This is a genomic window from Belnapia sp., from assembly GCF_059504005.1.
Genome location: NZ_JCACHU010000117.1, coordinates 1 through 2608, shown reverse-complemented (window position 1 = coordinate 2608; position 2608 = coordinate 1). Strand labels below are relative to the sequence as shown.

At 65.0% G+C, this 2608-nt stretch carries 2 protein-coding genes; one reads left to right on the top strand and one right to left on the bottom strand.

The genetic code is table 11. The features are described from left to right. A partial coding sequence (locus AC5JJ1_RS15335; RefSeq protein ID WP_495785971.1) for a Rossmann-fold NAD(P)-binding domain-containing protein occupies positions 1-718 on the top strand: 718 nt, incomplete at its 5' end. Between the two features lie 153 nt (positions 719-871). Here the strand turns inward: AC5JJ1_RS15335 and AC5JJ1_RS15330 are convergent. Then, a complete protein-coding gene (locus AC5JJ1_RS15330; protein ID WP_495785970.1) occupies positions 872-2233 on the bottom strand; it encodes an LLM class flavin-dependent oxidoreductase in 1362 nt (453 codons plus the stop codon). Positions 2234-2608 lie beyond the last annotated feature (375 nt).

Below are 2608 nucleotides of genomic sequence, written 5' to 3'. Positions count from 1 at the left end.
CACGGATCCCGAGGCGCTGCGCCGCACCTTCGACGGCGTCGAGGCCGGCTACGTGATGATTCCGCCGGCCCCGGCGCATCCTGATCCGGTCGGTTACTACGCAGAGGTGGCCAGCACCGTGCGGGATGCCGCACGTGGGGCGGGCCTAGGGCGCTTGGTCCTGCTCTCGTCCGAAGCAGCGCATTTGCCGTGGGGCACCGGGCCGATCCTGGGTCTGCACCAGGCCGAAGCGGTCTTGGCCGACGCGGCGCCGCGCGTGACGCGGCTCCGCCCGAGCTACTTCCAGGAGAACTGGCGCAGCGTGTTCCACCTCGCGGCAACACAGGGGGTCCTGCCCACGATGCTGGCGGATCTCGAAGCGCGCCGCCCGATGGTTGCGACCGCCGACATCGGTGCCGTGGCGGCGCGGCTTTTGACGGATGCCGAGGCCCCTGCTGTGGTCGAACTCGCTGGGCCCACCAATTACTCCGCACGCGATGCGGCGGCCGCAATTGGCAAGGCGCTCGGCCGCGAGGTCGCGCTGGTGCAGCCGCCTCGGACGGACTGGGAGGGCATCCTGCGCGAGGCGGGTCTCGGCGAGGGCTATGCTCGACTGGTTGCGGAGATGTACGACGGCATCAACAGCGGCCATATCCGTTTCTCCGACGAAGGCGAGCAGCGCCGCGGCCAAGCGACGCTGGAGGACACCGTCGCAGCTTGGGCTCGGCAACCAAAGTAAGCTGGCCCTCTTGGCCCCTGCGCAGCCCGGACGGCATCGACCGTCCGGGTCCGATCGCAGGCCGACTGACGGCGCGCGGGAAGCGGTGACTGAACAATCCTGCCTGTCGTTGGCGAGCTGGTGTTTGGCTCTCTTGCCAAGAGTCCGGGCCGATCAGCCAGCCCGGAACCTCGCCGCCGGATGCGGCGCCTGCAGCCGGTCCTGGCCGTACAGCTTCGCGCGCATTGTACCAGGCGTGTAAGCGTTCTTATAACGCTCGCGTCGTTGCAGCTCGGGCACCAAATGGTCGGCGATCGCCTCGAACGTCTCAGGCAGCACGGCATAGGCCAGGTTCAGTCCATCGACACCGGTTCGCTCTATCCAGTCCTCCACCGCATCAGCCGCGCCTTTGGCGTCGCCCACTACCACCGGGCCGATGGCGCCTACGGCGCAATGCTCGGCCACGTCGCGTACCGTCCAGACCCGATGCGGGTCGGCGCGCGTGATGTTCTCCAGCATCGTGCGGTAGCCTTCCCTTTCGATGTAGCGGATCTCCTGATCCAGCCTGTAACCGGAGAGGTCGAGGCCGGTCCATCCTGCCATGAGCGTCAACGAACCCTCCGGGCTGGCGTAGCGTAGCGCTGCCGCGTGGCGGTCCTCCGCCTCGGCGCGTGTGCCGGCTACTATCACGGTCAGCAGGCTGAACACTCTGAGATCCGCAGGGTCGCGCCCAGCCTCGGCCACGGCGGCTCGCAGCTCCTGCGTGCGGCGCTGGATGACCTCGGCGTTCGGGCCGGAGACGAAGACGCACTCTGCGTGCCTTGCCGCGAAGCCGCGCCCTGCAGCGCTGGTGCCGGCCTGGTACAGCAACGGCGTGCGCTGCGGTGAGGGTTCGCAGGGAAAGATCGCGTCCAGTCGGTAATGCTTGCCCTCATGCTTGATGGTGTGCACCCGTGCCGGGTCGGCGAAGACGCCGGTCTTTGGGTCGCGTACTACGGCACCGTCCTCCCAGCTGCCTTCCCATAGCTTGTAGCAGACCTCCATAAACTCCTCGGCCATGGCGTATCGGTCATCATGCGCGATCAGGCCTGTGAGGCCGTGCGCGCGAGCGCCGCTGTCCAGGTAGCCGGTAACGATGTTCCAGCCGATGCGGCCCTCGGTCAGGTGATCCAGCGTGGAGAAGGCGCGTGCGAGGAGGAAGGGCGATGTCCAAGTCAGGTTTACGGTCACGCCGAAACCCAGGTGCCGCGTGACATGGGCCATCGCGCTGACCAGCATCATGGGATCATTGATCGGCAACTGCGCAGCGTTACGCAATGCGCCGGCCGGGCTGCTGCCATAGACGTCGTAGACGCCGATTACATCGGCGATGAACAGCCCGTCGAACAGCCCGCGTTCCAGGGTTAAGGCCAAGTCGGTCCAGGTGCTCAGCCGGTTATAAGCGCCGCTGCGGTCGCGCGGATTGCGCCATTGCCCGGGGGAGAGGTGCCCGACCGTGTTCATAGCGAAGGCATTGAACAAAATCTGCCTTGGCATGGCGATGGCGTCCTCTTTGTCTGCCTTAGCCTATGGCCTTCTTGAAAGTGAATCTACTGCCAGTAGACAGGATCATGCCGGTGGTAGACCAGTTGAGGTCATTTGAGGCATGTACTTCGAGGCGATTTGCAATACGACTGAGCCACTTCACATGGCCGATAAGCAGCCCGATGCAGAAGTGAAATCAGCAGGCACGGTAGTCGAAACGGTTAGGAGCAGATGCTCCTTACTCTTCGACCGAAATTTGATTGCCGTCGCATTGGAGCTCAAGATATCGAACAAATGGCGCCAGCTGGGTCAGGCCAACGGGCTGATCACATCTAGGAGCGCGTCCGAGTAACCACATCTTGGGGGCTGACGCCGCTGAGGTTGGAG